The 21542-nt window shown below is 46.2% G+C and carries 19 protein-coding genes and 1 tRNA gene; 6 read left to right on the top strand and 14 right to left on the bottom strand.

The features are described from left to right. Positions 1–12: 12 nt before the first annotated feature. The 9 genes from KW844_RS21370 to KW844_RS21330 form a co-directional block, all read right to left on the bottom strand. Positions 13–1554, bottom strand: a complete 1542-nt coding sequence (locus tag KW844_RS21370; RefSeq protein ID WP_218378820.1) for a helicase HerA-like domain-containing protein — start codon at positions 1552–1554, stop codon at positions 13–15. A gap of 213 nt (positions 1555–1767) precedes the next feature. Beyond that, positions 1768–2148 carry a co-chaperone GroES family protein gene (locus KW844_RS21365; protein ID WP_073083996.1) on the bottom strand — a complete coding sequence of 127 codons (381 nt, stop codon included), beginning with the start codon at positions 2146–2148 and terminating at the stop codon, positions 1768–1770. A gap of 75 nt (positions 2149–2223) precedes the next feature. Continuing rightward, complete coding sequence (locus KW844_RS21360; protein ID WP_218378819.1) at positions 2224–3063, bottom strand: MBL fold metallo-hydrolase; 840 nt, start codon at positions 3061–3063, stop codon at positions 2224–2226. Between the two features lie 2 nt (positions 3064–3065). Then, positions 3066–4376, bottom strand: a complete 1311-nt coding sequence (locus KW844_RS21355; RefSeq protein ID WP_218378818.1) for an MFS transporter — start codon at positions 4374–4376, stop codon at positions 3066–3068. A gap of 72 nt (positions 4377–4448) precedes the next feature. Then, positions 4449–5066 (bottom strand): ABC transporter ATP-binding protein, encoded by a 618-nt coding sequence (locus tag KW844_RS21350; RefSeq protein WP_218378817.1) that lies wholly within the window; start codon positions 5064–5066, stop codon positions 4449–4451. Then, positions 5050–5850, bottom strand: a complete 801-nt coding sequence (lpxA, locus tag KW844_RS21345) for an acyl-ACP--UDP-N-acetylglucosamine O-acyltransferase (RefSeq protein ID WP_218378816.1) — start codon at positions 5848–5850, stop codon at positions 5050–5052. The genes KW844_RS21350 and lpxA overlap by 17 nt, the downstream gene beginning before the upstream one ends. Positions 5851–5855: 5 nt before the next feature. Continuing rightward, on the bottom strand, positions 5856–7274 hold the full coding sequence (locus KW844_RS21340; protein WP_255578566.1) for a bifunctional UDP-3-O-[3-hydroxymyristoyl] N-acetylglucosamine deacetylase/3-hydroxyacyl-ACP dehydratase: 1419 nt from the start codon (positions 7272–7274) through the stop codon (positions 5856–5858). Between the two features lie 39 nt (positions 7275–7313). Then, positions 7314–8363: a UDP-3-O-(3-hydroxymyristoyl)glucosamine N-acyltransferase gene (gene lpxD / locus KW844_RS21335; protein WP_218378815.1), complete on the bottom strand. Its 1050-nt coding sequence runs from the start codon at positions 8361–8363 to the stop codon at positions 7314–7316. 70 nt (positions 8364–8433) lie between these two features. After that, positions 8434–9678, bottom strand: a complete 1245-nt coding sequence (locus tag KW844_RS21330) for an HD domain-containing protein (protein ID WP_218378814.1) — start codon at positions 9676–9678, stop codon at positions 8434–8436. 305 nt (positions 9679–9983) lie between these two features. On the opposite strand from KW844_RS21330, the gene KW844_RS21325 reads away from it, so the two are divergent. The 5 genes from KW844_RS21325 to KW844_RS21305 all read left to right on the top strand — a co-directional run bounded on the left by KW844_RS21325 (position 9984) and on the right by KW844_RS21305 (position 14925). Further along, positions 9984–11537: a response regulator gene (locus KW844_RS21325; protein ID WP_218378813.1), complete on the top strand. Its 1554-nt coding sequence runs from the start codon at positions 9984–9986 to the stop codon at positions 11535–11537. 35 nt (positions 11538–11572) lie between these two features. Continuing rightward, positions 11573–11893, top strand: coding sequence for a hypothetical protein (locus tag KW844_RS21320; protein ID WP_218378812.1), 321 nt, complete (start codon positions 11573–11575; stop codon positions 11891–11893). Between the two features lie 24 nt (positions 11894–11917). Beyond that, on the top strand, positions 11918–12679 hold the full coding sequence (locus KW844_RS21315; protein ID WP_218378811.1) for an MBL fold metallo-hydrolase: 762 nt from the start codon (positions 11918–11920) through the stop codon (positions 12677–12679). Positions 12680–12888: 209 nt separating this feature from the next. Further along, positions 12889–13773: a ComEA family DNA-binding protein gene (locus KW844_RS21310; RefSeq protein WP_218378810.1), complete on the top strand. Its 885-nt coding sequence runs from the start codon at positions 12889–12891 to the stop codon at positions 13771–13773. A gap of 12 nt (positions 13774–13785) precedes the next feature. Next, complete coding sequence (locus tag KW844_RS21305; RefSeq protein ID WP_218378809.1) at positions 13786–14925, top strand: acyl-CoA dehydrogenase family protein; 1140 nt, start codon at positions 13786–13788, stop codon at positions 14923–14925. 429 nt (positions 14926–15354) lie between these two features. Here the strand turns inward: KW844_RS21305 and KW844_RS21300 are convergent, their stop codons facing one another. The 5 genes from KW844_RS21300 to KW844_RS21280 all read right to left on the bottom strand — a co-directional run bounded on the left by KW844_RS21300 (position 15355) and on the right by KW844_RS21280 (position 19955). Then, positions 15355–15648 carry a hypothetical protein gene (locus tag KW844_RS21300; protein WP_218378808.1) on the bottom strand — a complete coding sequence of 98 codons (294 nt, stop codon included), beginning with the start codon at positions 15646–15648 and terminating at the stop codon, positions 15355–15357. Positions 15649–15680: 32 nt separating this feature from the next. Then, positions 15681–16925: an ATP-dependent Clp protease ATP-binding subunit ClpX gene (clpX, locus tag KW844_RS21295; RefSeq protein ID WP_218378807.1), complete on the bottom strand. Its 1245-nt coding sequence runs from the start codon at positions 16923–16925 to the stop codon at positions 15681–15683. A gap of 167 nt (positions 16926–17092) precedes the next feature. Next, a complete protein-coding gene (clpP, locus tag KW844_RS21290; RefSeq protein WP_218378806.1) occupies positions 17093–17794 on the bottom strand; it encodes an ATP-dependent Clp endopeptidase proteolytic subunit ClpP in 702 nt (233 codons plus the stop codon). Next, entirely contained in the window at positions 17784–19163 is a 1380-nt protein-coding gene (gene tig, locus KW844_RS21285) for a trigger factor (protein ID WP_218378805.1), read from the bottom strand. Before tig ends, clpP begins: the two co-directional genes overlap by 11 nt. Before the next feature lie 710 nt (positions 19164–19873). Next, positions 19874–19955, bottom strand: a tRNA-Leu gene (locus KW844_RS21280). A gap of 345 nt (positions 19956–20300) precedes the next feature. Between KW844_RS21280 and KW844_RS21275 the strand changes: the two genes are divergently transcribed. Further along, positions 20301–21524, top strand: a complete 1224-nt coding sequence (locus KW844_RS21275; RefSeq protein ID WP_218378804.1) for an ROK family transcriptional regulator — start codon at positions 20301–20303, stop codon at positions 21522–21524. The last annotated feature ends 18 nt before the right edge of the window (positions 21525–21542 follow it).

The following is a 21542-nucleotide window of genomic DNA, read 5'->3' as shown; positions in this document are numbered from 1 at the left end:
ATGTTTATGATGTTAAAACCAGCTTTTCTTTTTACTTCTTCCGCCAAGCCCCAGCGCGCCCAGGAGGCTGCGTGTGATCATATTGGCGGCGGTACGGCCTACCTGTTTGGCTACGCTGCTGTCGAGTACCTGGTCGAGTACCGACTTTTCTTCTTTCACCTTTCCTGTTTTGGCAGGAGCGGCAGCCGTTTTTTCGGCGGCTTCTTCCAGTTTGGCGGTAAGTATTTCGTAGGCACTATCGCTGTCGATTGTTTCACTATATTTTTTCACCAGTTTGGAGTTGGTGATCAGGGCGTCTATTTCGCCTTCAGTGAGTACGTCCATCCGGCTCCGCGGGGATACCAGCATGGTGGCCGCGAGGGGAGTAGGCACGCCTTTTTCATCGAGGCAGGTGATGAGTGCCTGCCCGATCCCTATCTGGGTCAGTAATTCATCTGTTTTATAAAAATCCGAGGACGGATAGTTTTCCGCAGTTTGTTTAATCGCTTTACGATCGTTTGCAGTGAAGGCGCGCAGGGCGTGCTGTACTTTCAGACCGAGTTGACCGAGCACGGAGGCTGGAACGTCCATGGGGTTTTGCGTACAGAAAAATATGCCCACGCCTTTAGAGCGTATCAGTTTGATGATGGTATCGATTTGTTTGAGCAGGGCATCGCTGGCTTCGTTGAAGATGAGGTGTGCCTCGTCAATAAACATTACCAGCTTGGGTTTATCCATATCTCCTTCTTCCGGAAGGGTGGCGTATAATTCTGCCAGCAGGCTAAGCATAAACGTAGAAAACAGTTTAGGCTTGTCCTGTATATCGCTTACCCGCAGGATGGATATCATACCGCGGCCATCGTCGCTGATGCGCATGAGGTCATCCACTTCGAAAGATTTTTCACCGAAAAACAGGGCGGCTCCCTGCTGTTCCAGCTCTATTACTTTACGCAGCACCGTGCCGGTAGAGGTGGTGGATATCTTCCCATATTCTTTTTCTAATTCCGCTTTACCTTCTGCACTGGCGAATTGCAGCACTTTTTTGAAGTCCTTCAGGTCCAGCAGCGGTAGTTTATTATCGTCGCAATATTTGAATAGCATGGCTACCAGCCCTGCCTGTGTATCGTTCAGCTCCAGAATTTTTGATAGGAGAATCGGACCAAACTCACTAACGGTGGCGCGTAAACGCACGCCTTTTTCATCGCTCAGGCTGAGTAATTCAGCGGGGTAGGCGGCAGGGCTCCAGGTACCCCCGATCAGCTGGTATCTTTCCTGGATCTTTGGGTTATCAGTGCCGGCAGCGGCTATGCCGCTTAAGTCGCCTTTGATGTCCATGAGCAATACCGGTATGCTGGCGTCGCTCAGGCCCTCGGCAATGATCTGTAAGGTTTTTGTTTTACCGGTGCCGGTGGCACCTGCAATCAAACCATGTCTGTTCATGGTTTTCAGGGGGAGATTAACGTCTGCGCCGGCAACAACTTCACCATCCAGCATTGCGCAACCCAATTTGAAATGTTCACCTTTGAAGGTATATCCTTTCTGAATGCTGGCGAGAAATGCATCTTTATTGGACATGGCGTGCGATTTTGTATGAAGATAATGAAATTTAGATGGAGTTTTTGGCTTCGCGGTTATAAGGGCCTTTAACCCTTTGAGACTTGTAGAGCGGCGGGACACGCCGCTCTACAAGTGTGGTTTTGTCCTTCTGCCGAAGGCGGAAGGACAAAACCACACAAAAAAGCAGTTACCGGAAAAGGTAACTGCTTTCAAAAAATATAAATAGTGTGTTTAGAGATCTTCTTCTCTCTCCAACATCAAAATAGCTCCTTGCGGTACGATATAATACTTCTCTTCCTGGTACACTACCTCCGTAGAGCCACTGAGCAGAAAGATGGCCAGATCGCCTTCTTTAGCCTGTAAAGGGATATACTTGATCTTATCTTCCTCAGGCTTCCAGGCATCATCTTCATCTACAGGTACCGGGATCGCATAACCAGGACCGGTTTTGATGACATAGCCCTGCTGTACTTTCTCTTTTTCCTGCACGCCGGGAGGCAAATATAATCCACTGGTGGTACGATCATGCGGTGTTGTAAGCTTGATCAGCACGCGGTCGCCCACTACGATCAGCTTTTTCAACTTATTATCCGGTGTGATATGTAGTGCCATTGTTGTTGTTTTCTACTGGTAAGCTATCAAATTTGATGCAGGAGCCATTATAAGTGACATACTGACATATATCCCTTACAATGCGCTCAGTTTGAAAGTTTCACCGGCCCGTATGCCCTTTTCTGTTTGTTGCAGGATGCAGCATTCATTGACAGGGTCATGCTCAAAAAACAGGACATATTTGTTATCCAGTGCTTCTTGCAGGAAATGCTTTTTTTCGTTCAGTGTGGTGAGCGGAAACATATCATAAGCCATTACGTATGGCAATGGAATATGGCCGATGGAAGGCAGCAGATCAGCCATGTACAGGATGGTTTGATCCTTGTAGCGTAGCTGCGGCAGCATCATGGCATCGGTGTGACCGTTTACGAAACGGATCTGCATGTTTTCGGTAAAAGCCACGCCTTCGGTGTGGTCTACAAATTTCAGCTGTCCGCTTTCCTGTATTGGCAGGATATTATCTTTCAGGAAAGATGCTTTTTCTCTTTCATTAGGCTGTGTAGCCCATTTCCAGTGATCAGCATTGCTCCAGTAGGTCGCATTTTTGAAGGCTGGCACCAGGTTGTCGCCTTGCCTTACGATGCTGCCTCCGCAATGGTCGAAGTGGAGGTGCGTAAGGAAGACATCGGTGATATCATCCCGGTGAAAGCCGTGTGCAGCAAGGGATTTATCGAGTGTATCGGTGCCGTGCAGGTAATAGTGACTAAAAAATTTAGCGTCTTGTTTATCACCGATTCCATTGTCTACCAGGATGAGGCGCTTACCGTCTTCAATGAGGAGGCAGCGCATAGCCCAGGAGCAGAGGTTATTCTCATCCGCAGGATTGAGTTTATTCCAGATCGTTTTAGGCACTACGCCAAACATGGCGCCGCCATCCAGTTTAAAGAAGCCCGTTTCTATGGTGTATAATTTCATCGCTATGCTTTTACCGAAGTTAAGGCTTCCTTGCTTAATTGCCGCTCTTTGCGCAGCGCAGATACCAGCCAGATGAGGCCGATGACGAAGAACACCACCAGCGCCAGTACGGAGTTGCGGATATCTTTCGTGTAATCGTCAATGTAGGCGAAGGAGGCCATACCGATAACGATGGCAATTTTTTCGGTCACGTCGTAGTAGCTGAAGAAGGAAGCAGTGTCCTTGGTTTCGGGCATTAGCTTCGCGTAGGTGGAGCGACTGAGGGACTGAATTCCTCCCATTACCAAACCTACACCACAAGCGAGGATATAGAAGTCCATGGCGGTTTTCATACGATATCCCATGATGCAGATCACAATCCAGAGTAAAACAGTAACCACCAGTACCGGCATGTTTCCAAATTTGCCGGAGAGCCTGGCCATGGCCCAGGCGCCCAGTACCGCTACCACCTGGATCGCCACAACGGTAGCAATCAGTATGGAGGCTTCCAGGTTTAATACCTTGCTGCCAAACACCGTAGCCGCCAGCATTACGGTTTGTACACCCATGCTGTAAAAGAAAAAGGCGCGCAGAAAACGCTTTAATACCGGCATCACTTTTACCTGTGCGTATACTTTTTTCAGCTCCTGAATACCTTCTGCCACTGCATTGCCTTTAGGGCGGTCGGCCACCGGTTTGGAAGCGGGCAGGCGTTTGAAGGTGATCATGGCGAAGCCAAGCCACCAGATACCTACCAGCAGGAAGGTAAACTGCACGGCCTTACCGTCTGACATGCCAAAAGGTTTGATGGTAACCAGCGCAAAGCCTACCAGCTGCATCAGTACGGAGCCGATATAGCCCATAGAGAAGCCCCTGGCGGATATGCGGTCCCTGTCTTCCGGCGCCGCTATTTCTGGCAGATAAGAATTATAAAATACCAGGCCGCCGCAATAGCCCACGGTAGCCAGCAGGAAGAAGATGACTCCCCAGGCGAGGTTGCTGTCGTTAAAGTTATACAGTGCACTGCAGGATAGTGAACCGAGTATAGTAAAGAAGATGAGGAAATTCTTTTTGTTGCCCCTGGTATCCGCTATGGAGGAGAGAATAGGGGACGCGATGGCTACCAGCAGATAGGCCAGGGCTGTAGTGTAATTATAGAGTGCGGAGTTCTGAAATTTTCTTCCGAGGAAAGTTACGATACCATCGGTATCGCCTTTTGTAACAGCCAGGAAGTAAATAGGGAAGAAGGTAGTGGTGATTACCAGGTTGTACACGGAGTTAGCCCAGTCGTACATTGCCCAGCCGTTAATTACCTTTTTATTGGCAGTTTGCATGCTAGTGTTCAGCTTTTATTACGGAACGAAGATATAATAAAAGCTGAATGCTGAAAGAGCAGGAAAGTGTGATTATTTATAATCGCTGATACGGATCAGGTGTTTGCACATAAAGTACTCGCGCTCATCATTGGAGCTGACGATGATCAGGCGATTGCCGCCGTATTCACTGATCAGCTGCTGATACAGGCTGGTACCGGCAGCATCCAGGTTGGTACATGGCTCATCGAGGAAGAGGACAGGAACGTCAGAAAAAATGGCCAGTGCCAGTTTGGTCCGTTGCTTCATGCCGGAGGAGAAGTGGCGGATTTGTTTGTTGGCCGATTTCTCAAGTCCTACCAGTTCTATTGCCCGCGCAGGGCTAATGTCTGGTAAAAATTTTTTAAACTGGAGATGGAACTGTATCAGTTCAGCAAGTGTGAGTTCTTCGATCAGCTCCAGGTAGGGAGCAGCGATGGCACAGTGCCGGAAGAACTCATCGCTGGGGATGACTCCTTCCGGTGTGCTGTATTGTATGGTGCCTTCATTTTGCTGAATGGCCCCACTGATAACCTGTAGTAGTGTGGATTTACCGGAGCCGTTAGGTCCCAGTATGGCATATCTTTCTCCTGCCTGAAAGGTAAGGTCTACCCGACGGAAAATCCAGTCGTAGTTAAAGCGCTTGCCAGTCTGATTAAGAGATATCATCATTGGAACGGGCAGTATAACCTCTCATAATACCTCTGCCGGAATCACGGATAAAGGAGAGAATTTCGTCTCTTTCGTCTGTAGCAGGGAATTCTGCTTCAATGATGCTGATGGCTTTGGATAATTTGAATCCTTTCACAAAGATGACCCTGTAGATATCCAGGATATGGTTGATTTTTTCGAGAGAGAAACCTCTTCTCTTTAAACCAACAGAGTTCACCCCTACATAAGATAATGGCTCGCGGGCGGCCTTTACATAAGGAGGAACATCTTTACGAACAAGAGAACCACCGGTTACGAAGGCATGGTCACCGATTTTGCAGAACTGCTGTACGGCCACCATACCAGCCAGCACTACGTTATTACCTACGGTAATATGCCCTGCCAGGGTGGTATTGTTGGAGAATACGCAATAATTGCCTACCTCGCAATCGTGTGCGATATGGCTATAAGCCATAATGAGGCAGTTGTTGCCGATAACAGTTTTCCATTTATCTTTTGTACCACGGTTTATGGTTACAAATTCACGGATGGTGGTATTGTTACCGATTTCAACTGTGGTTTCTTCACCCGCATATTTTAAATCCTGTGGGATGGCGGAAATAACGGCGCCCGGAAAGATACGGCAGTTGCTGCCGATGCGTGCACCTTCCATTATGGTAACGTTGGAGCCAATCCAGGTGCCTTCACCAATTTCAACGTTCTTGTGAATTACAGTAAATGGATCAATTTTTACATTAGGAGCCACTTTGGCATCCGGATGTATATATGTAAGCGGGTGGATCATTGCTGTTATTTGCTCTCTCTTGTTTTAATAATTTGTGCTATCATATCAGCTTCGGCTGCTACCTTATTGCCGATGAATACTGTTCCCCGCATTTCAACTAATCCTCTTCTGATTGGGCTCAGCAATTCCATTTTCAGGATCATGGTATCTCCCGGAACTACTTTCTGTTTGAACTTACAGTTGTCAATTTTCAGGAAGTAAGTATCGTAGTTTTCAGGGTCCGGAACGCGGTTGAGCGCCAGGATACCACCCACCTGCGCGAGTGCTTCCAGCTGGAGCACACCAGGCATCACCGGATTATTAGGGAAGTGACCCTGGAAGAATCCTTCGTTGAAGGTGACATTTTTGATACCTACTACTTGTTCTTCTCCCAATTCAATGATCTTATCTACCAGCAGCATAGGATATCTGTGCGGCAGCGTTCTTTCGATACGTGGGGTATCAAAGATCGGTGGCTGATTTGGATCATATACAGGTACGCCCTGGTTGTGTTTGTTCTTTTTGATGTACGCTTTGATCTTACGTGCAAATTCCACGTTGGAAGCGTGTCCCGGACGGTTGGCAATGATGTGCGCCTTGATAGGATAGCCGATCAGGGCCAGGTCACCGATTACATCCAGGAGTTTATGGCGGGCCGGTTCGTTAGGGAAACGCAGCTCTATGTTATTGAGGATACCTTCCCGCTGTACCGACATGGTTTCGCGGTTGAAAGCTTTCGCCAGGCGGGTCATATCGTCTTCGTTTACCGGACGATCTACCACTACGATGGCGTTGTTGATATCTCCACCTTTGATCAGGTTATTATTCAGCAGGTATTCCAGTTCATGCAGGAAACAGAAAGTACGGGAAGCAGCAATATCATCTCTGAACTGCTCCAGGCCTTTCATTTTGGCATGCTGGGTGCCCAGTACGGGGCTGTTGAAGTCGATCAGGCAGGTTACGCTATAGTTGATCGCAGGAAGGGCCACCATTTCTACCTTTTTCTCCTCATCATAGTAAGTGATGTTGGTATCAATGGTATAATAGATCTTTTTGGCGTCCTGGTCCAGAATACCGGTTTTTTCGATGGCTTCGATAAAGGGCATGGAGCTACCGTCCATGATAGGAATTTCGGGGCCGTCCAGTTCGATGAGAACGTTGTCGACACCAGTGCCTACCAGTGCAGCCAGCAGATGTTCTACCGTGCTTACCCGTGCACCTTTGTCTTCCAGGGTTGTGCCTCTGGCAGTGTCGACTACGTAGTCCACATCTGCTTTCACAACTGGCTGGTTGGGCAGGTCTACACGTTGAAATTTGATCCCGAAGCCTGGTGATGCCGGCTTAAGCGTCATATTCACACTGGCTCCTGTGTGTAAACCAACACCTGAAATGCTGATCTCGCCTTTCAGGGTGTGTTGGTTCTCCAACTGTTGATTTTCCATCATAATTATCTAAGGTATAACTGTTTCCTCTTCAATTAGTAATTAAAAGCCTGCCTTTTCTTGCAGCAGTTGTTTTACCATTTCTTCCAATTCCTTCACCCTCTTTTCAAGGTCCGGCAAATTTCTAAAAATTGCCTGACTTTTCAGCGAACTTTTATAATCGTACGCCGGTGAACCGGTGAGGGAGGAGTTAGGAGTGGTGATAGACTTGGATAACCCGCTCTGGGCGTTGATTTTGGTGCCGTCAGCGATATGGATGTGTCCGACCATACCCACCTGGCCACCGATCACGCAGTTTTTACCAATTTTGGTACTGCCAGAAACGCCGGTTTGTGCTGCGATAACGGTATTAGGCCCAATATCCACGTTGTGCGCCACCTGTATCAGGTTGTCCAGCTTCACGCCTTTCTGAATAATGGTGGAACCCATGGTCGCCCGGTCGATGGTCGTGTTTGCGCCAATCTCCACATCATCATGAATCACCACATTACCAATCTGAGGAACTTTTTTATAGGCACCATCCGGCTGAGGGGCAAAGCCGAAGCCATCGCCACCGATTACACAACCTGCATGGAGTACCACACGGCTACCCACCACGCAGTTCTCATATACTTTTACACCCGGGTACAGCACGGAATCGTCATTCACCATTACGTTGTCCCCCAGGTATACACCCGGATAGATCTTTACATTATTACCCAGCACTACATTTTCGCCAAGGTAAGCAAAAGCCCCTACAAACACATTTTCTCCCAGTTTTACGGAAGAAGGCACGTAAGAGGGTTGCTGAATGCCGGCTTTATTGCTGGTCAGCTGACGGTATTTTTCCAGCAGCAGCGCCATGCTACTGTAGGCGTCCTTTACCCGGATCAGTGTCGGGTTGATCGGACGTTCTATTACCAGGCTGTCGTTAACGAGCAGAATGGATGCACTGGTGGTATACAGAAACTCTTCGTATTTAGGATTTGCTATGAAACTGAGCATTCCTTCGCCGGCTTCTTCGATTTTGGCGATATTGCTCACTTTCACATCCGGATTCCCCTCCAGCTTACCATCCAGCATGGTAGCTAATTGTAATGCGCTAAACTGCATAATTTAAATTTGTAATAGTTTTTCAGGCTACATCTGTTGATATAAACTCTTTTTCATATGCTTTAGTGCCTTATGAGGTACCGTTAGCCTGAATTTTTGGATGACAAATGTAGAATTTTTTTACCGGTATAGCCAGTGTATGGCTAATCAGTGCATTGTCGATAGAGGAAATGTCTTTTACAGTTCCGTCTTTGAAAAGAATATTGATCTTTTCGTCATTGATATTATATGCCCGCAGTGTGGCAGCGTCTGAGAATACAAAATAGTCAAGATCCGGGCCGGAAATATTCCATTTTTGTGCTACCTGTTTCTTCAACATATCTAATGAATTGTTGTCGAAAGGCTCGTGACTAAGCACTACTTTAAATAACTGCCTGTTGATCAGCCAGTTACATAATAAAGAGAGTACCGGGTCTTTGTGTGCCGACCAGACCTTTATCGCACCCAGAATATCGTAATCATCCAGCATGCAGAACATTTTCAGGCATTCCGGATCCTTTTCAAAGTTGTCTTTCGTGATGGCATGGTAAAGGAAATACTCCAGGGCCGGGCTGCAGAACAGTTTTTCGCCTGCCTGAGCCAGCTTTTTGGCGCGGATTAAGATCTTTACCAGCATATTTTCGGCGCTGAGTACCGTTTTGTGCAGGTACACCTGCCAATACATCAGCCGCCTGGCTATGATGAACTTTTCTATGGAATAAATGCCTTTTTCCTCCACCATCAGCTCCCCGTGATGCACCGTCAGCATCTTAATGATCCTGTCGTAGCTGATCACCCCTTCTGATACGCCGGTGAAAAAGCTGTCACGGTTGAGGTAATCCATCCGATCTACATCTAACTGGCTGGAAACCAATTGATGCAGGAATTTTTTATGGTAGCGGCCATTGAATATATCGATGGTAAGCGAAAGCGCGCCGTGCATTTCCTTGTTCAGCGCTTCCATCAGCCACTGGGAGATGGCTTCGTGAGAAACGCCTTCTATGATGCCGTTTTCAAGGGCATGGGAATAAGGCCCATGGCCTATATCATGCAATAGAATCGCCATTTTCGAGGCCACTTCCTCCTCGGGTGTGATGTCTACCCCCTTACTCCTCAACTCCTGTAAAGCCCCGCACATCAGGTGATAAGCGCCCAAACTGTGATGAAACCGCGTATGCACCGCCCCCGGATATACCAGGTGCGCCAGCGCCATCTGGTGAATCCGGCGGAGCCGCTGGTAATATGGATGGGAGATAAGTGTTAGAATCAACGGGTGATCTATGGTAATAAAGCCATATACCGGATCATTAACAATTTTTCGCTTGCTGTCGGTCATTGCAGTTAGTTATTCAATCCAAACGGTTTTTCCACACCCTAATCCTTGGTAGCTACAAAACTACATCAGGAAATATATTATATGTAATATTTTAATAAGTATGACGCCTGAGGGAGTCATTACCCCTATAAAAATTTTATCTGCGAAGGTAAATAACTTTATGACCCGCCCCTATTTTTACCCGCCTCATTTTACGGCATACAGCGGTTTTTAACATATAATTTCAGTCCGATGACAGTAAGGGAATGATTTTTGACAAAAAAATGGGTTAAATTTCTGTTTTAACGCATGTCTTAATACTAACTATGAGCCAGATAAATATACTATGGGTAGATGATGAAATCGAGTCCCTGAAATCCCAGATAATTTTCCTCGAAAGCAAAGGCTATAAAGTATCTGCCCTTACCAATGGCTACGATGCGCTGGAATTTCTGAAAGAGCAGGTGGTAGACGTAGTATTGCTGGACGAGTCCATGCCAGGTATTACCGGCCTGGAAACTCTTGGAAAGATCAAGGAAATCGATCAGCAGATACCGGTGGTCATGATCACTAAAAATGAAGCGGAAAACGTGATGGACGACGCTATCGGCTCACAGATCACTGATTATCTTATCAAGCCTGTAAATCCCAACCAGGTATTATTATCACTCAAAAAAATAATTGATAATAAACGACTGGTGGCCGAAAAAACCACCAGCGCCTACCAGCAACAGTTTCGCACGCTGTTTATGGCGCTCAATTCCAACCCGGACTATAACGAGTGGATGGATATTTATAAAAAATTGGTTTACTGGGAGATGGAAATGTCGAAGACAGACAGCCCCGAGATGCTGGAAGTTTTTAACTCGCAAAAAGCGGAGGCAAATACCGAATTTGCCAAATATATCAGCCGCCATTATGCCGACTGGCTGCACCCTAAGGCTAAAGAGGCTCCCATTATGTCGCATACCCTTTTCCGCGATAAAATTGTGCCCATGCTTGATCCGGCAGTACCCAACGTGTTCCTGCTGATTGATAACCTCCGGTACGATCAGTTCAAATCCATCCTGCCTATCTTCCAGGAATCTTTCCGCCTCGTGGAGGAAGATACTTTTTACAGTATTCTGCCCACCAGCACACAATATAGCCGCAACGCCATCTTCGCCGGATTACTACCCGTCGATATTGAACAGAAGTTCCCCCAGGAATGGAAGAATGACGACGAGGAAGGTGGAAAAAACCTCTATGAAGAGCAGTTTTTTGCCGCCCAGCTACAGCGCCTCCGGATGGACAGCCGTTTCTCTTATACCAAAGTGGTAAACCACTCGGATGCCCAGCAGATGCTGAGCAATATTCATAACCTGCTCGACTATCCGCTAAGTGTGATCGTATACAATTTCGTGGATATGCTCAGTCATGCACGTACTGAAATGGAGGTATTAAAAGAACTGGCGGGAGATGAAACCTCTTACCGCTCTATCACCACCTCGTGGTTTGAACATAGCCCCCTCCACCAGGCACTCAAAAAACTGAGCGATAAAAAGATTAACCTGATCCTGGCCACAGACCATGGCAGCGTGCGGGTAAAAACGCCGGTTAAAGTAATAGGCGACAAGCAAACGACTACCAATCTCCGGTATAAACATGGGCGCAACCTTAATTACGACCCCAAGGAAGTACTGGCATTCCGCGATCCGAAAGATGCCGGGCTGCCACGACCTAACGTAAACTCATCCTATATCTTCGCCCGTGAAGATGGCTACCTCTGTTATCCGAATAACTACAATTACTTTGTAAACTACTACCGTAATACCTTCCAGCATGGGGGTATTTCACTGGAAGAAATGATTGTTCCGGTAGCAAGGATGGTGTCTAAATAATCGGTTGCTTAAACGCTTTTAACTATTTTTGCAACATGAACATGAAAGTCACGCCTAATAACCTGAGTAAGCTGGAAAAGATTTTCGATGATGCAAAGTATGTGCTTCGTTTCGAAAAGGGCACCTTCACCTCTGGTTATTGCATCCTGGAACATAAAAAGGTAGTGGTGGTCAATAAGTTCCTCAACCTGGAAGGGCGTATCAATACCCTGCTGGATATCCTTACCACACTGCCGCTCGACGAGGAACAGCTGACAGCGGAGTCTCATAAACTTTACAAACAGATTATCAACAGCAAACCTGTACCGGATGCAGAACAAGGCGATATAGCTCCGGAAGCGGATCAGGCAGAATAGCAGGTAATGACAAACGAATAGGGCATGAAAGTAACATTTCTAGGAACCGGGACATCACAGGGAGTACCAGTAATAGCATGTGGATGTGAGGTGTGTACCTCCGCTGATCCGCGCGATAACCGCCTGCGGAGCAGTATCATGGTATCGTCGCCGGAAGGAAATATTGTAGTGGATACCACCCCCGATTTCCGCTATCAGATGCTGCGGGAAAAGGTGCAACACCTGGAAGCCGTACTGATCACGCACTCCCACAAGGATCATATTGCCGGTATGGATGATATAAGGGCGTTCAATTACTTCCAGCAAAGCCCCATAGATATTTATGCTACTGATTTTAGTCAGAATATAATCATGCGGGAATTCGCCTATGCGTTTGCGGATTACAAGTATCCGGGTATTCCGGAGATCAATCTGAAAATGCTGGAGGATGAACCGTTTGAAGTCAACAGACTAACGGTAACGCCTATACAGGTGATGCACTATAAAATGCCTGTCACCGGTTTCCGTTTTCATGATTTCACCTACATCACAGATGCTAATTTCATTGCTCCTGAAGAAAAAGATAAGATCAGGGGCTCCAAAATATTAGTGGTAAACGCCCTGCGGAAGGAAAAACACATTTCTCACTTCACCCTGGATGAAGCCATTGCGCTGGGCAGGGAGCTGGAAATACCGCAGGTATATTTTACGCATATCAGCCATCAGCTGGGTAAGCATGCCGATGTGTCCAGGGAACTGCCGGATGGCATGGCACTGGCATATGACGGGCTAAAGCTGGACATTTAGTCCTGGAAATTTTTGATTGCGGGGATGGCGAAGCTTCAGTTTGGTCACCCCTGTAATTAAACATACGACGGGTACAAGGCCACAGGCTTTGTGCCCGTCGCGTTTTTAAGACTGCCGATGGCAGTCTTAAAAACGCGAAACGTTAACATCTACTAAAGGAATTCCTGATGGCACCGCAATAATTTTGCATATCCAAAATTTGTTAACCCATGTGGAATTACTTGCTGAAGGAGTATTTCTCTTTCTCCCGAAAGGAGAGGACCGGCATTTACACCCTGATTATACTAGTGATCCTTTGCAGCGCAATGCCCCGGTTCGTGTCGTGGTACCGGCGTGCAGATGCAGCGGATACACTCGCTTTCCGGCAGGAAGTACTGCTGTTTGAAGCCGCTTTGGCCAAAGCGGCCCCCGGCAGGGATACAGCGGCTGCGATAAACCTACCATCCACATTATTTTACTTTGATCCTAACCGCATAGCAGCGGCGGACTGGCTACGGCTGGGCGTAAGTGAAAGAACAGCGGGGAGCATACAGCGCTACCTCAGTAAAGGCGGGCATTTCAGAAAGCCGGAGGACCTGCGCCGGATCTATGGCATGCCACCACCCCTGGCCGATAAGCTCGTACCCTATGTCAGGATAGCTGAAAGGGAGCAAATAACGGTACCGGATAAACGGCAATACCGGAAATCCCCGCCAATACTGGATATCAACAAGGCGGATACCTTGTTGTGGGATGAGTTGCCAGGCATAGGACCCGGCTTTGCCAGGCGTATCTGTAAGTTCAGGGATAAGCTGGGAGGCTTTTATAGTATAGCGCAGGTGGCCGAAACATATGGGCTTCCCGATTCAGTATTCAATAAAATCAAACCATTTCTAAAGATTGGTGACAGTTCACTAAAAATTATGGACCTCAACCTCACAGATGAAAAAACTTTGGCGTCCCATCCATATATACGTTATAAACTGGCAGGTATGATAGTAGCGTATCGCAATGCCCATGCGGGTTTCAGGAGTATGGAGGAGTTGCGCAGCCTGCCGTTGGTGGATGATGTTATTTATCGTAAACTTGAATATTACATACAGATAAAACCTTAAACAATACCCGTTATGAATTTTGAGCCCACTGAAGAACAGCAACAGATCGCGCAAACAATCCGGGACTTTGGAAAGAAAGCCATCCTACCACATGTGCTCGAATGGGACGAACAGCAGGAATTTCCGGTAGCATTATTTAAAGAGCTTGGACAATTAGGCCTGATGGGCGTTCTGGTACCTGAGCAATATGGTGGTAGTGGACTTGGCTATCTGGAATATGTAACGGTAGTAAGCGAAATTGCCCGCTTCTGTGGCGCCATAGGCCTGAGTGTGGCCGCGCATAACTCCCTCTGCACAGGTCATATCCTGCAGTTTGGTAATGAAGCACAAAAACAACGCTGGCTGCCGAAACTGGCCACGGCTGAATGGATCGGCGCATGGGGACTTACAGAGCCCAATACCGGCTCCGATGCCATGAATATGAAATGCGTGGCCAAACAGGATGGCAGCGACTGGATACTCGACGGTACCAAATGCTGGATCACACACGGTAAAAGCTGTGATGTGGCTGTAGTCATTGCCCGCACCGGTGATGTGCGTGATAGTCACGGTATGACAGCCTTTGTAGTAGAGAAAGGAACACCGGGATTTAGCGGTGGTAAAAAAGAAAATAAGCTGGGCATGCGCGCCTCTGAAACAGCAGAAATGATATTCAGCAATTGCCGCATTCCCGCAGAAAATGTATTGGGCGAAGTCGGAGATGGCTTTATTCAATCCATGAAAGTGCTGGATGGAGGCCGTATTTCCATTGCAGCCTTATCACTGGGCATCGCTAAAGGTGCCCGCGATGCTGCCCTTAAATACGCCAAGGAACGCTATCAGTTTGATCAGCCCATCGCAAACTTCCAGGGAGTATCTTTCAAACTGGCCGATATGGCTACTGAAATTGAAGCCGCAGAATTACTCACTATGCAGGCGGCCGATCTCAAAAACCGTAAGGAAAAGATGACACAGCAAGCTGCGATGGCTAAATATTATGCCTCTGAAGTAGCAGTAAGGGTTGCTAACGATGCCGTGCAGATTTTTGGCGGTTATGGATACACAAAAGACTTCCCGGTGGAGAAATTCTACCGCGATGCGAAATTATGTACCATAGGAGAGGGTACCTCAGAAATTCAGAAAATAGTGATTGCCAGAGAGGCATTACGATAAGATTAGGGAGTAAGAAAATTGGTATGGATGTGATTAAGAGTGCGAAATTTTTTTAATGTAAAAAAATATTAACTACAAACCGCTCATCTTTTTTGACAATTAAATGAAACATTACCCCTTTTGTGTTATAGTTATTTGCAAAAGGAACGTTAAATTTGGGTTAATTCATCACTCTTTACCGTTTATCAACCTAACAAAAAAAATCAAACTAAGATTTGAAACACTTTTACGCAATTTGAGCACCCTGTAACCCGGGTGCTTTTTTTAGAAGTAACTTCAAAACTATATGTAGATAGTTTGAAAAATAATTAAGACCTGTAATCTCCACGTTACCTTATTTGGAATTCCATTGTGTCTATATCTTATTAAAAAACGAAAAAGGTCCCGCAACTTGCGGGACCTTTTCATTTAATTAGTTCCTTAGACGGATTATTGATGATCCTTTTCTTTGTTGAAGAAGTCTGTCACCTTATTCTTAGCGGCATCAGCCCAGTCTTCAGCAGTGTCTTTCACATCATCCAGGAAATCACCTGCTTTGTCCATAATGCCTTCTCCTTTCGCTTCGGTTTTACCGGATACACCAGCAAACCAGTTGTCAACAGTTCCGGCAATAAACGGAGGCAGTTTGCCTTTCACGTATTCTTTGATTACATCAATCGACTGTGCTGCCTGTTCTGCAGTAAGGCCTGCCTTTTCCTGTAATTGTTGAATAAGTTCCTGCATGATATTTGGGTTTTAAAGGTTCGTAATCGGTATTAGGCCACCTTTAATTTTACCAGGGTAGATTTTTCCAGTTTATTTTCTGCGTACTCCTTGGTAAGTGTAAAGCTGGTTTCGTTGGCAGAAGGCAGCTCAAACATAGCATCGCTGAGCACCACTTCACAGATGGAGCGGAGGCCACGTGCACCGAGTTTGTATTCCATTGCCTTGTCAACGATGTAGTCGATTGCATCATCTTCCACAACCAGATCGATGTTTTCCACCTTGAACAGTTTTTTATACTGTTTTACCAGCGCATTTTTAGGCTTGGTCAGGATGGCTTTCAGCGTATCTCTGTCGAGAGAATTCAGGTAGGTAACTACCGGCAGACGGCCGAGTAATTCAGGAATGAGACCAAATGATTTCAGGTCCTGAGAGTTTACGTAGCGGAGGATCTGCTTTCTGCTTTCTTCTTCTTTTTCTTTGTTGACGTTAAAGCCAATAGAGTGTGTCTGTACTCTTCTGCTGATAATTCTTTCTACGCCGTCGAATGCGCCGCCGCAGATGAAGAGGATATTTTGCGTGTTGAGTTTGATCAGTTTTTGTTCCGGATGTTTGCGGCCGCCCTGTGGTGGTACCAGTACTTCAGTACCTTCCAGGAGCTTCAGCAAGCCTTGTTGAACACCTTCACCGCTTACATCACGGGTGATGGAAGGGTTATCATTTTTACGGGCAATTTTATCGATTTCATCGATATAAACGATCCCGCGTTCTGCCGCTTCCACATCGTAGTTACAAACCTGCAGGAGGCGACTCAGAATACTTTCCACGTCTTCTCCCACATAACCTGCTTCCGTAAATACAGTAGCATCTACGATGGTAAAAGGTACGTTGAGCAGTTTAGCGATGGATTTCGCCAGCAGCGTTTTACCGGTACCGGTTTCGCCGACCATGATGATGTTGGATTTTTCAATTTCCACCTCATCATCTTCGACTTGCTGGTTCAGGCGTTTGTAGTGGTTATATACGGCTACGGCAAGGATTTTCTTAGCGTCGTCCTGACCGATAACATATTCATCCAGGAATTTTTTGATTTCCACTGGTTTGGAAACCTTAGGTGCGAAATGGGAGGTAGGGGATGATGCAGGTTTTTTGCCTGGGGCAAAAAGCTCCTGGTCGATGATTTCCTGCGCATTCGCTACGCAGTTCTCACAAATATGTCCTTCGGCGCCGGCAATCAGAATTTGTACTTCTTCTTTGGAGCGGTTGCAGAAGGAACAACGAATTTTCGATTCTTTCATTTCGGAATAGATTATTTTTCGACGAATCTTGGGCGTTGCCTGCTATTAATTGACAGGGCTACAAATTTACACTAAAAATCCGGGCCCCGGCTAAATAAAACAGTCCCGCCGGTAGCGGGACTGTCAAAATAATCTAAATCAGGTAAAACCCAATCTGATATTAAGATTTACTGTGGAGTATCCAGCTGTTTTTTCGGATTTTTCTGCAGTACATCGTCGATGATGCCATATTCTTTGGCTTCATCAGCGGTCATCCAGAAGTCACGATCGCCGTCTTTTTCCACTTTTTTCACCGGTTGACCAGCATGGCCAGCGATGATTTCGTTGAGTTCTTTTTTCAGTTTCACGAACTCGCGGGCAGTGATTTCGATGTCAGAAGTTTGACCTTCTGCACCGCCGTGAGGCTGGTGAATCATTACGCGGGCGTGTTTCAGAGCAGTACGTTTACCTTTTGTACCAGCTACCAGCAATACAGCGCCGAAAGAGGCAGCCATACCGGTGCAGATAGTTGCAACATCAGGGGAAATGATCTGCATAGTATCATAGATACCCAGTCCGGCGTAAACGCTACCACCAGGGCTATTGATATACATCTGAATATCACGGTTGCGGTCGGATGACTCCAGGAACAGCAGTTGCGCAGTGATAACGTTCGCTACGTAGTCGTTCACAGGGTCGCCCAGGAAGATAATACGATCAGCCATCAAACGGGAGAAAACGTCCATTTGAGTCATGTTCATCTGGCGTTCCTCGAGGATGTACGGAGTCAGACTGTTGATCTGGTGGCCTTTTGCATAGCTGTCCACTACCAGGCTGCTGATCCCGTGATGCTTGATCGCATATTTTCTGAATTCGTTATTAATGTTCATGATGGTGATGTTTATGAGGTAAATTAACAAAATCGTCTGCCTTGATTTCCTCTTCTTTAATAGTCACCTTCGCTTCAGCCCAGTCAAACAGTTTTTGGGTGATCATTTCGCGGTAAGTCTGGTCTACAAATTTCTCGTCTTGTAACAGGCGGTCCAGATAGCTGTCTAACCATTCAGCACCGTCTGCAGCAGCACCACCATAGTAGCCTAATACTTTTTGTTTAGCGTTTTCTTTCAGATCTTCGAAAGATACTTCTAATTTATTATCGCGAATCAGTTTGTCGCTGATCAGTGTCCAACGCAGTTGATGGTCGAAGCCAGGGTATTCTTTCTCCGCTTCTTCCGCAGTCTTAGGTTTTTCACCGCCAACCTGCAGCCAACGTTTCAGGAAATCTTTTGGTAATTCAATCGGAGTTTCGTGAACCAGTACTTCGAACAGATCGTTGTGCATGTGGTTCTTAGCTTCGGAATTCCAGTACTTTTCGATTTCTTCTTTCAGTTTAGCACGGAACGCTTCTTCTGTAGTGATGTTATCCGCAGGATAAACTTCTTTGAAGAACTCTTCGTTTAATTCTCTTTTCTCAATTAAACCAACTTTGGTGATAGTTAGTTTGAAATATTTTTGAGCAGCTTCTTTATCGTTTGCGTCGAAGCCCAGATCTTTCAGGATCCAGCCCAGGCGTTGCTCGTCGAAAGAAGTAGCCAGCTGGAATACGATGGTGTCTTCCGCTTTTTTACCTTTCAGTTGCTCCTGGATAGCAGGAGTGAAGTATTTCACCAACAGCGCATTCTCTTTGCTGATACCACCTTCGATAACATTACCTGCTGCATCTGACTCATCGAATTTAACGTTTATAACGTTATCTTCAGAATCAATTGTTTCCGGTTCAGTCATTTTACCGCCTTTCAGCTGCAAACGCTCAACTTCTTCCTGCACCATCTCGTCGGTAACAGTCACTTTATATTTGGTAAGAGTGGTTTTGTTGTTTTCCAGTGGAGTAACTTCAAAAGAAGGTTTAACACCAACTTCAAAGTCGAACGCATATTCAGCCGGCTGATTGAAGTCCAGGTTTTTAGCCTCTTTTTCCAGAGACAGTGGCTGACCAAACAGCTCCAGTTTCTCGTTCTGGATATAACCCATCAGCTCTTTTTCCACAGTTTTCAACACCTCGTCGCTGAAAATTGCGGCACCGTGCATTTTCTTAACCATTCCTGCAGGCACCATTCCTTTACGGAAGCCCGGGATGTTTGCACTTTTAGTGAATTGCTTTACTGCCTTGTCAAAATTAGGAAGGTAATCTTCCGTGCTCACTTTCACAGTGATCTTATCGTTCAATAAACCAATGTTTTCTCTGGTAACGGTTGCCATAATTGAATTGTATAAAAGTGTTCTTTAAGAAGCAATAATAATTCCTTTTTTATTTTTCTGCCATGACGTCATTCTAAAAATGCCGGCGGTTTCCTGGAAAATTCCTGAAAGGTAAGCGGAGACTAGATTTTTACCCGAACATCCTGACGCTGAAATATGCAGACCTGATAACTTGATGCTGTTGTCATATTGGCATAATGCCTGCCCGCTGTTCCTGCCAAATCCCCCGGTTTCTGATGCTTTTCTGTCCTATTTATAGATTAATTGCCTGATTCTCATAAAATTATGAAAATACGCCCAATCTAGCAGAGCGCGAAGATAGTACGTTTTATCGAAGTAAAAGGGTAAAAAGGGGTTAAAATTTAGGCCATATCCTTCAAAATAGCAGGCATTTGCCATATATTCTATATAAATTTTGGGAGATGACCAAGTACCCCTTATACCTGTTGCTGACTGGCCTACTTATTTCCTGCGGCCAGGAAACTGCCTCTGCTGATCATGATAGCGCGACCGTAACCCCGGCATCCAGGCAGGATACGCTCAAGCCCCCACCTGCAAGGAAATATTTTCCTCGGTAGAGAAGATGACAGTCAGTATTATTGCTATTACCGGAACGATACTGCTACACTGAAGTACTTTCTGGCGGGACCATGGACCGGAGAGGAAGAGGAGTAATAAAACAAAAAAGCCAGCATTACTGCTGGCTCCTGTGCGGATGAAGGGACTCGAACCCCCATGCCTCGCGGCACCAGATCCTAAGTCTGGCGTGTCTACCAATTTCACCACATCCGCAGGTGATGAACTTTGTAAAAAAGCCCTGTACGACAGAACTTGGTAAACAAAGGACTGCAAAGGTATTCTTTTTTAACAATTAACAAAATCTATTATAGATGAAATCCCCGCTATACGTGTAACCCCGGCCATGCCGCTTTTACATCTCCCTAAAAGATCATGAATAATCAGCAGCCTTTTATATATTTATGTTCCTGTATTATGCCTTTTTTAGTGATTTGATTTTAACAGTATCGGGAAAATATTTTAGATAGGAAGCGACTTAATTATACATTTTATTATTAGTGATATAAGCCCTGCAGCTAACAGTTGGAGTATAGAACGACCAAAAGCACCAATCCGGTTATGGCCAAAACATTTATTGAAGAGTTGAACAGCAATCTGGTAACTGGGGTTGCGTATAAAAATATCAACCTGAAAAAGGCTGCCCTGGCCTATTTTGCTAATATTGGCAATGCCACCATTGCGGAGCTCTGCAAACAGCTGAACCTCAGCGCACCTAAAGTAACTAACCTCCTCAATGATCTCATGCAGGACGGCCTGGTGAAAGACTATGGAAAGATAGAGTCCACCGGAGGTCGGAAGCCCAACCTTTACGGCCTGGTGCCGGATTCCGCTTATTTCATCGGGGTCGATATCAAGCAGGATCACCTGAACCTCGGCCTGTCAGACCTGCAGAAAAACCTGGTGCATACAGAAGAAAACCTTGCCTATAAACTTGATAACAATAAAGAATCCCTGGAACAGCTCTGCCGGCATATCAACGGATTTATTGAAGCCTTACCTGTGCCGCGGGAAAAGATCCTGGGTATCGGCATTAACCTTGGAGGCCGCATCAACTATACCACCGGCTTCAGTTACAGCTTCTTCCATTTTGATGAAGAGCCGCTGAGCAAGGTGATCGAATCCAAAATAGGTATTCGCGTATTCCTGGAAAATGATTCCCGCGCCATGGCCTATGGCGAGTTTTGCTCCGATTCTGTACACGGCGAAAAGAATGTACTGTTTCTCAACCTCGATTACGGTATAGGCATGGGCGTACTCATAGATGGAAAGCTGTACTACGGTAAATCCGGCTACTCCGGAGAGTTTGGCCACATCCCGCTGTTCGATAATGAAATCATTTGCAATTGCGGTAAAAAAGGCTGCCTCGAAACAGAAGCGAGTGGCTGGGCCCTGGAACGTATGTTCAAACAGAAGCTGGCAGAAGGTTCGTCGTCATTACTTAGTCGCCGAAATATTTCCCATGCCGACATTACCTTACCCGATATTATCGACGCCGCTACTCATGATGACGTGCTGGCCATAGAGCTGATCGCCAGGATAGGAGAGAACCTCGGACGAGGATTAGCGATACTCAATAACATTTTTAATCCGGAACTCGTGATCCTGGGCGGTAGTCTCGCTGCCACCGGCGACCTGATCCGTCTCCCTATAAAAAGCGCGATCAACAAGTACTCCCTCAGTTTGGTGAACAATGATACCAAACTGAAAATATCCAGACTGGGAGAGAAGTCCGGCATAATTGGTGCCTGCCTGCTGGTACGTAATAAAGTGTTGATCAGTTAACATCACTGCGCCATAATT

The organism is Chitinophaga sp. sic0106 (assembly GCF_019219075.1).
In the GTDB taxonomy this organism is placed as follows: Bacteria; Bacteroidota; Bacteroidia; order Chitinophagales; family Chitinophagaceae; genus Chitinophaga.
Note: the sequence above shows the minus strand (reverse complement) of the source record. Positions and strands in the feature narration are given on the sequence as shown.

What these genes read in the sequence shown, in the direction of transcription:
- KW844_RS21370 (WP_218378820.1), bottom strand. Translation starts at nt 1,554, where the DNA reads ATGTCCAATAAAGATGCATTTCTCGCCAGCATTCAGAAAGGATATACC.
- KW844_RS21365 (WP_073083996.1), bottom strand. Translation starts at nt 2,148, where the DNA reads ATGGCACTACATATCACACCGGATAATAAGTTGAAAAAGCTGATCGTA.
- KW844_RS21360 (WP_218378819.1), bottom strand. Translation starts at nt 3,063, where the DNA reads ATGAAATTATACACCATAGAAACGGGCTTCTTTAAACTGGATGGCGGC.
- KW844_RS21355 (WP_218378818.1), bottom strand. Translation starts at nt 4,376, where the DNA reads ATGCAAACTGCCAATAAAAAGGTAATTAACGGCTGGGCAATGTACGAC.
- KW844_RS21350 (WP_218378817.1), bottom strand. Translation starts at nt 5,066, where the DNA reads ATGATGATATCTCTTAATCAGACTGGCAAGCGCTTTAACTACGACTGG.
- lpxA (WP_218378816.1), bottom strand. Translation starts at nt 5,850, where the DNA reads ATGATCCACCCGCTTACATATATACATCCGGATGCCAAAGTGGCTCCT.
- KW844_RS21340 (WP_255578566.1), bottom strand. Translation starts at nt 7,274, where the DNA reads ATGATGGAAAATCAACAGTTGGAGAACCAACACACCCTGAAAGGCGAG.
- lpxD (WP_218378815.1), bottom strand. Translation starts at nt 8,363, where the DNA reads ATGCAGTTTAGCGCATTACAATTAGCTACCATGCTGGATGGTAAGCTG.
- KW844_RS21330 (WP_218378814.1), bottom strand. Translation starts at nt 9,678, where the DNA reads ATGACCGACAGCAAGCGAAAAATTGTTAATGATCCGGTATATGGCTTT.
- KW844_RS21325 (WP_218378813.1), top strand. Translation starts at nt 9,984, where the DNA reads ATGAGCCAGATAAATATACTATGGGTAGATGATGAAATCGAGTCCCTG.
- KW844_RS21320 (WP_218378812.1), top strand. Translation starts at nt 11,573, where the DNA reads ATGAACATGAAAGTCACGCCTAATAACCTGAGTAAGCTGGAAAAGATT.
- KW844_RS21315 (WP_218378811.1), top strand. Translation starts at nt 11,918, where the DNA reads ATGAAAGTAACATTTCTAGGAACCGGGACATCACAGGGAGTACCAGTA.
- KW844_RS21310 (WP_218378810.1), top strand. Translation starts at nt 12,889, where the DNA reads ATGTGGAATTACTTGCTGAAGGAGTATTTCTCTTTCTCCCGAAAGGAG.
- KW844_RS21305 (WP_218378809.1), top strand. Translation starts at nt 13,786, where the DNA reads ATGAATTTTGAGCCCACTGAAGAACAGCAACAGATCGCGCAAACAATC.
- KW844_RS21300 (WP_218378808.1), bottom strand. Translation starts at nt 15,648, where the DNA reads ATGCAGGAACTTATTCAACAATTACAGGAAAAGGCAGGCCTTACTGCA.
- clpX (WP_218378807.1), bottom strand. Translation starts at nt 16,925, where the DNA reads ATGAAAGAATCGAAAATTCGTTGTTCCTTCTGCAACCGCTCCAAAGAA.
- clpP (WP_218378806.1), bottom strand. Translation starts at nt 17,794, where the DNA reads ATGAACATTAATAACGAATTCAGAAAATATGCGATCAAGCATCACGGG.
- tig (WP_218378805.1), bottom strand. Translation starts at nt 19,163, where the DNA reads ATGGCAACCGTTACCAGAGAAAACATTGGTTTATTGAACGATAAGATC.
- KW844_RS21275 (WP_218378804.1), top strand. Translation starts at nt 20,301, where the DNA reads ATGGCCAAAACATTTATTGAAGAGTTGAACAGCAATCTGGTAACTGGG.